The organism is Oceaniferula marina (assembly GCF_013391475.1).
GTDB classification, from domain to species: domain Bacteria; phylum Verrucomicrobiota; class Verrucomicrobiia; order Verrucomicrobiales; family Akkermansiaceae; genus Oceaniferula; species Oceaniferula marina.
In genome coordinates, this window is the sequence record NZ_JACBAZ010000024.1 from 1 (window position 1) to 6,481 (window position 6,481).

At 47.6% G+C, this 6,481-nt stretch carries 5 protein-coding genes; 4 read left to right on the forward strand and 1 reads right to left on the reverse strand.

Annotated elements, in window-relative coordinates; genetic code table 11:
- The first annotated feature begins 296 nt into the window (after positions 1-296).
- Complete coding sequence (locus HW115_RS18975; protein ID WP_178935097.1) at positions 297-2,030, forward strand: tetratricopeptide repeat protein; 1,734 nt, start codon at positions 297-299, stop codon at positions 2,028-2,030.
- Between the two features lie 577 nt (positions 2,031-2,607).
- On the opposite strand, the gene HW115_RS18980 is transcribed toward HW115_RS18975, so the two are convergent.
- Positions 2,608-4,029, reverse strand: a complete 1,422-nt coding sequence (locus HW115_RS18980) for an integron integrase (protein ID WP_178935099.1) — start codon at positions 4,027-4,029, stop codon at positions 2,608-2,610.
- Between the two features lie 185 nt (positions 4,030-4,214).
- On the opposite strand from HW115_RS18980, the gene HW115_RS18985 reads away from it, so the two are divergent.
- The 3 genes from HW115_RS18985 (at position 4,215) to HW115_RS18995 (ending at position 6,391) form a co-directional block, all read left to right on the forward strand.
- Complete coding sequence (locus HW115_RS18985; RefSeq protein WP_178935101.1) at positions 4,215-4,646, forward strand: hypothetical protein; 432 nt, start codon at positions 4,215-4,217, stop codon at positions 4,644-4,646.
- 701 nt (positions 4,647-5,347) lie between these two features.
- Positions 5,348-5,863, forward strand: a complete 516-nt coding sequence (locus HW115_RS18990) for a hypothetical protein (protein ID WP_178935103.1) — start codon at positions 5,348-5,350, stop codon at positions 5,861-5,863.
- Between the two features lie 156 nt (positions 5,864-6,019).
- Positions 6,020-6,391 (forward strand): hypothetical protein, encoded by a 372-nt coding sequence (locus HW115_RS18995; RefSeq protein WP_178935105.1) that lies wholly within the window; start codon positions 6,020-6,022, stop codon positions 6,389-6,391.
- Positions 6,392-6,481 lie beyond the last annotated feature (90 nt).

Sequence of the window (6,481 nt, forward strand, 5' to 3'; positions counted from 1 at the left end):
ATCCCTCGCGGCCATTGTCGTGCCCGGATATCAAGGGCTCCTTATAAATTATAACTTAGACACTCCGTGTGTTATTTATGAGCAAACTGACTTTCAGCCACATTGTAACCAGCACTATGCATGCCGAACACTATTGGATTCCATCCTGTCGACAACCCAAGGAACAAACAGATTCCCCGTCTTACCCCATACCAGTAGGCTGATTAGAAACCAGCCCTATAATCATTCTCAATTTTCCCCTCTCAATTCTCAATTTTCCACTGGTTGCCTGACCGGGATTGGTTGATAGTTGCGACATGATTTGGCGCAGCCCCGTTACACTTGCTAGCATCTCCCTGATTTCTTTTGCCGTATCGGCCATAGCCGACCCCGTCCCTGTTGCTCCCGCACAGCCGGCAGGCGATGAAGAAAAAAAAGCCTTCTCCCTGGAGATGGTGATCTCTCCGATTCTCAAAAACATGGCCGTCCCCATGGCGAGACCGAAGATTATCGGTATCCGGGTGCCTGTTGCCTCACCCTCTGAAAAAGCCCGGGAATCAGTCAAACAAGGATACGCCTTGGTCCACGCCCAGTGGGACTTCGAAGCCTATCGGCATTTTTGTATCGCCCTGCAAGAAGACCCGGACTGCCTCATGGCCTACGCCGGCGTTGCTCTTGCCCTTGCCCGCCCTCACAACGAATACATCGAGTTTCGCCGCGCGGCCGTCGACCGACTCCTTGACCTCTTGGAAATCGATACAAAACGGGAGCAAGCAGGCCAAGTGGCCCGGTTTCCGGCGCTGGAAAAAGAATTTGCCGCTGCCGTGGCCACCCTCGTTTCCACCAGCCCACGGGGAGCCGGAAAAATGTTTTTCCAACTCGGGCAAGACTACCCGCAGTTCCTCCAGGCCCAGCTCCTTGCAGTTCTGCTCACCCGGGATAGCTACGATACCTTTGGCGACCCCAGCCCGGCTCAAAAACAAGCCATTGCAACGGCCCGTCAGCTTCTCGAAAAACACCCGGATAACCCGATGGCCATCGGTATCTGGCTCTCCATCCTCGCGGAAGCTCCCTTGAAATCCATCGATATGGAAAAGGAAATCCTTCCCTATGCACGAAAACTTGTTGAAATCGACCCAAGCCTCCCGTCATGGCAACATATGCTTGGCCACTTTGAATTCCGTGCCGGAAACTACCGCCCGGCGATTGAGGCCTTCTCAAAATCGGTGGAACTCTACCAGCATTGGATGAAAGAAGAAGGTGTTGGCGTGAACGACTGCGATGGCTACATCAAAGCCAAGTGTTACCTCGCAAACAGCTACTACCAGATTGGTGAAATCGACCGTGCCCTCGAACAAGCCAACACCCTGCGTAAAATCAAACTGGACCCTGAGCGACCCCGCTCGCTAGGGAATGGGATGCTGATGTGGCGCGCCTACAACCTGCCTGCCAGACTCTACCTATCAAGGGGATCAGCCAAAGATATCGAACGGGCCATCAAGTCCCTGCCGGACAAAGAAGAGCTTAAAGCTTTCGCCAAACACCCCCAATTTCCGACCCTCGCAGGAGCCTACAACGATGCCATCCGGGTCTACGCTGGTTGCCGGAAAGCCATCGTAAAAAAAGACCTCGACGCAGCCTCAAGCATGCACCGGGACCTCTTCCTCAAACACATCATCAGTTTGGCTCAGGTTGCCAAAGGTGCCACCCAGGCCAGTGATTACTCCCATTACCTTCAAGCTGGAAACAGCCTGGCAATCTACGATAAGGAATTGCTTGGGCTCATTGCCATGAATGGCCCTGAAGCCACTCGGGTTGTTGCCACTGGTCGATTTCTCTCCGCCCGCGATAAACAGCTCGTCCCATCCATGATGATGCCGCCTTACGTCATGCGTCCCATGGACAACCGTCTGGCCGAAGCCTACCTTCAGCAGGGGAAACCCGAAGATGCTCTGGACGCCTATCAGCGTGGCGCCGAGCGATTCCCCAAAAACCTCGAATCCCTCCAGGGCCTCAAGGCCACCCACGCGGTCTTGGACAAAACAGAATAAACCTCCCAACTCCCCGACTTCCCGACTTCCCGACTTCCCGACTTCCCGACTTCCCGACTTCCCGACTTCCCGACTTCCCGACTTCCCGACTTCCCGACTTCCCGACTTCCCGACTTCCCAACTTCCCAACTTCCCAACTTCCCAACTTCCCAACTTCCCAACTTCCCAACTTCCCAACTTCCCAACTTCCCAACTCCCCAACTTCCCAACTCCCCAACTCCCCAACTCCCCCAATCCTACCATTGCCTGTGCATATTTTGATCTAACATACATTCCAATACTTTGATCTCGACCTGAGTTGTCGTTTCTACCAGATTATCCGCCGGAAAGAGTGATCATTTCCAAAAAATGCACCTAACTCGACACTCTGGTTTTTACTCGATAAAGGTAAATCGACCAAGGGCGGCAGCGTGTTCAATTCCTCGAAAAACCCACCCCCGGTAGGGAGGCTTGGCCTCAAGCCTCCGCCAGTTCCCCCCGGCCATAAACACCCACCACCCGGACAGGCGTCGGTAAAACCCACCCCCGGTAGGGAGGCTTGGCCTCAAGCCTCCACCAGCTCCCCGGTCATAAACACTTACAAAAGATCATCCAAAGGACTGGACACCCCGCCAGCTTGTTTATTCATCACGTGCGTATAAATCTCCGTCGTCTTAACATCAAAATGCCCCAGTAACTCCTGGACTGTCCGTATATCCCTCCCGTCCTCGAGTAAATGTGTCGCAAAACTGTGACGCAGAACATGGCAGCTCACCCGTTTATGGATATTGGCTTTCCTTGCAGCCACCTTAATAGCCTTTTGTGGTGTGTTTTCGTTCGAATGGTGCCTCCTGATTTCTTTGGACCGAGGGTCCAGAGACAAGCGTGGTGAAGGAAAAAGCCAAAACCATATCCACTCTTCTGAGGCGTGCTTCATTTTTTTCGAGAGGGCATGTGGCAACCACACCCCGGCAATACCAGCCTCACGATCCTCTTGGTAGATCAACTTGATTTGTTCAAGGTGGCTTTGAAGTTCTGGAATTAAACTCTCCGGAAGCGGGGTTCTTCGATCTTTACCTCCTTTTCCTTCCCTGACAAGTAAGAGCCCATTGGCAAAATCGATATCCTTCACCCTCAATCTCATACACTCCATTAATCTTAAGCCTGATCCATACATCAATTTGAACATCAGCCCAGTAAACCCTGACGATACACTAAGCAGTGTCTTGACCTCATCTTTGGACAGCACAACGGGAATTCTCCTTTTCTTTCGCGCCCGGATAAAATCGGAAAAATCAGGGTTCTCAATCCCCATCACCTTCTTAAAAAGATACCCGAGGGCGTTGACCCCCTGCTTTTGTGTGCTTTGTGCAATATCATCACGAATCGCAAGATCCCCGAGAAATCTCTTTGCCTCGCCCTCCGTAGGTTCACCTCCATTTGGATCTCCCCAGAGTAAAAAACGCTCCAACCACTCTCGATAGCTCGTTTCGGTTCGGTAAGCATAATGAGATACCCTCATTTGAGAGACCATCCGCCCCACCAAATTGGCTCGTTCTGCACCAAGACCTTTTTTAGCGGCTTGATGAATGATTTCTTCGATGTTGACCGGAGACTCAATTTTTCCTTCGTCTGCTGCGGAATACAATGCATTCCCAACAAGTTCACCCCAATCGCATTCCAGTGCCCATTTCTCACCTCTCATCTCTCGGTGTGCCAGCTTAACTGCATCAATGTTTTGTCTTAAATGCCAGTCAGTAATTTCTGGATATCCACTTAATTCTATAATCCAAGACTCCAAATGCTCTCGCATTTCTTTATTTTTTTCGCTTTGCGTTTTACGGACTCCTTGCTTACCCCCCTCTGATACTGTTGAGCGGCGAGCTTTTAAAAATCGGCCCCAGTGTTCCACATGTTTTCGGTAATACTTTCGGCAATTGTCTGGAACCCCATGATTTATAAGGATTTGTTCATATTGCCTGTAGAAATAATCTTTTTTGATCGACTGCCGATTTTTCATAATTTATAGATGCGTTGTTGCTATCTAAAACTAAACCAAATCTGATAGGTTTCAAATAAATTTCTGATAGAAATTTGATAGATTGATGTGATGTGTAAATCCACATTGGACACCTATTGTGGAATTCCACAATAAACAACAATTCTAGAATTCCACCCAATACACTGTTGGGTAAAAAAAAATATATGAACACCCCGGTCGTCATATTGTTTAGTCTGTTTTTAGCATGTAACTGTTTGGCTGAAGATACTGATTCGATATTTGATAGGTTTGAGGTTGAGTATTCAAAACGCTATCGTGAAGCTGTCAATTCTGGCAGACTTGATCTTAAGGATGAAGATATCCCGAAAGATATCAGAGCTAATCAACGATTTTCCTCGTATTATCGCGCTGGTTATATTCGCGGTCTTTTGACTCGTTTAAATATATCTGGATATAAAAGCGGGGAAGGGCTAGGCAACTATTATCGCTCCATGAAGGATGGTGTGTTTTATTACGAAGGATTAGGTTGGGAGGCTGGTTGCCGTAAGGCTAATGAAGCTGCGACTAAGATACATAGCAAGCTTTTGACTGACCTTAAGGCGAGGCTTAAAGAAGTTGACCCTGCTACACCTTAACCAAAGCTAAAATAAATGACCCAACAAGTCGTTGCACCCGACAGCTAGTAGCTACCGTGCCAGGTTTGAAATCTGTTAATCAAAATTGAAACATTAATCGTTTATCTGAGCTTTGATCGCTGCGGGTGAACTTTACGTTAGCCAATATAAGATAATGCCTGATAAACAGAAACATCCCGAATGGGTCATACGAGGAAAGACCATAAAGGAACTCATTTCAGAGCTTCAGACATTCGAGAATCAGGATTTGGAGGTGAGAATTTCCATNCTAAAAATGTGGCCGAACAAGTCGCAGCACCCGACAGCTAGCAGCTGACTGGCCAGGTTTTTCGGCTGGTTTACAGAATTGAAACTTATAATCTTTGCGCAACTGGTACATCGCTGCCGGTGTGCTTTACGTTAGCCAATATAAGATAATGCCTGATAAACAGAAACATCCCGAATGGGTCATACGAGGAAAGACCATAAAGGAACTCATTTCAGAGCTTCAGACATTCGAGAATCAGGATTTGGAGGTGAGAATTTCCATAGATGATGGTGATTCATTCAGGCCTATTAGTTTGGTGACACATGAGTATTTGGGGGAAGGTATAGCTCGGTTCTGTGGTTTGCAGAACTGTGAAGATGCTGAAGAATAACTGGGCTAACAAGTCGTTGCACCCGACGGCTAGTAGCTGCCGTGTCAGGTTTTGCCACTGTCCTTGAGTATTGAAACTTTAATCATTTCATCTACGGTTTCATCGCCGCGGGTGAACTTTACGTTAGCCAATAATAATATGCCTGATTCCACTACGTTATGCAAAAATTGCGGAACTGAGATCATGCCGATAACAGCGGAGATCACAGGTGGACTTTGTATGCCCTGCAAAGGCGGCAGACGACCTCAGGTCAGGGGAACCTATCATGATGTTGAACCCGGTAGGCGACTGGATTTACAGTGCATTGGCATTGTCAGGGATGCAGAGAATCCAGACTTTGAAGATTATTTCTTTGAGGCAGATGTTTGGGACAAAGACCCTCGATTTCGGTCACGGTGGATGGTTGTTGGGGTTAATCGTGGGTTGATGAGATTACACAAGAATTCGGGTTCGGTAGAATTGCTTCAGCCGATGCCTGAGGATGATGGTGATCAAAGGTTTGGTCGTGCTTCATCTCGAATCATGAAGCATTGGGAGCTTGGAGAGGTTCCTGAGAAGACGATGTTCGCAAGTGGATAATCATCCTCAAAAATTGGGCTAACAAGTCGCAGCACCCGACGGCTAGTAGCTGACTGGTCAGGCTTTGGCCTCTGTTCATCAGAATTGAAACTTTAATATTAGCATCAGCGGTTACATCGCCGCGGGTGTGCTTTACGTTCTGCAAAAAAATAAGCCATGCAACAACGCCCGCTCAAAATCATTCTTTATCTGCTTCTCGGATTAACTTTATTTATCTCGATATCTAAATTTTTCCGTGAGGATACTAGTTATCAAAAAGATGCGCAGATGCTGAAAAATCGCTTATCTGAACTAAAAGTTGATCTGCAAAAAAAAGATAAGAAGTCAGAGGAATATCAAGAACTTGAACAGGAATTGAATGAGATGGAGTCAAAGCTAGATTTAATCATTAGTAGGGAACAAAAAGAAATATCTTTTGATTTTAGAGAAGATATCTTAGACCCTTTGTTTATCATCGTTCTAATTTCTTTACTTCCTATGTTAAACAACAAGCAGAACAAGTCGCAGCACCCGACAGCTAGTAGCTGACGAGTCTGGTTTTTCAGCCGGTTTACAGAATTAAAACTTATAAACTTTGCACATCTGGTACATCGCTGCCGGTGTGCTTTACGTTCGGCA

Bases quoted from the DNA above. Each gene is read 5' to 3' on its own strand.
- HW115_RS18995 (WP_178935105.1), top strand. From the start codon at position 6,020: ATGCAACAACGCCCGCTCAAAATCATTCTTTATCTGCTTCTCGGATTA.
- HW115_RS18980 (WP_178935099.1), bottom strand. From the start codon at position 4,029: ATGAAAAATCGGCAGTCGATCAAAAAAGATTATTTCTACAGGCAATAT.
- HW115_RS18985 (WP_178935101.1), top strand. From the start codon at position 4,215: ATGAACACCCCGGTCGTCATATTGTTTAGTCTGTTTTTAGCATGTAAC.
- HW115_RS18975 (WP_178935097.1), top strand. From the start codon at position 297: ATGATTTGGCGCAGCCCCGTTACACTTGCTAGCATCTCCCTGATTTCT.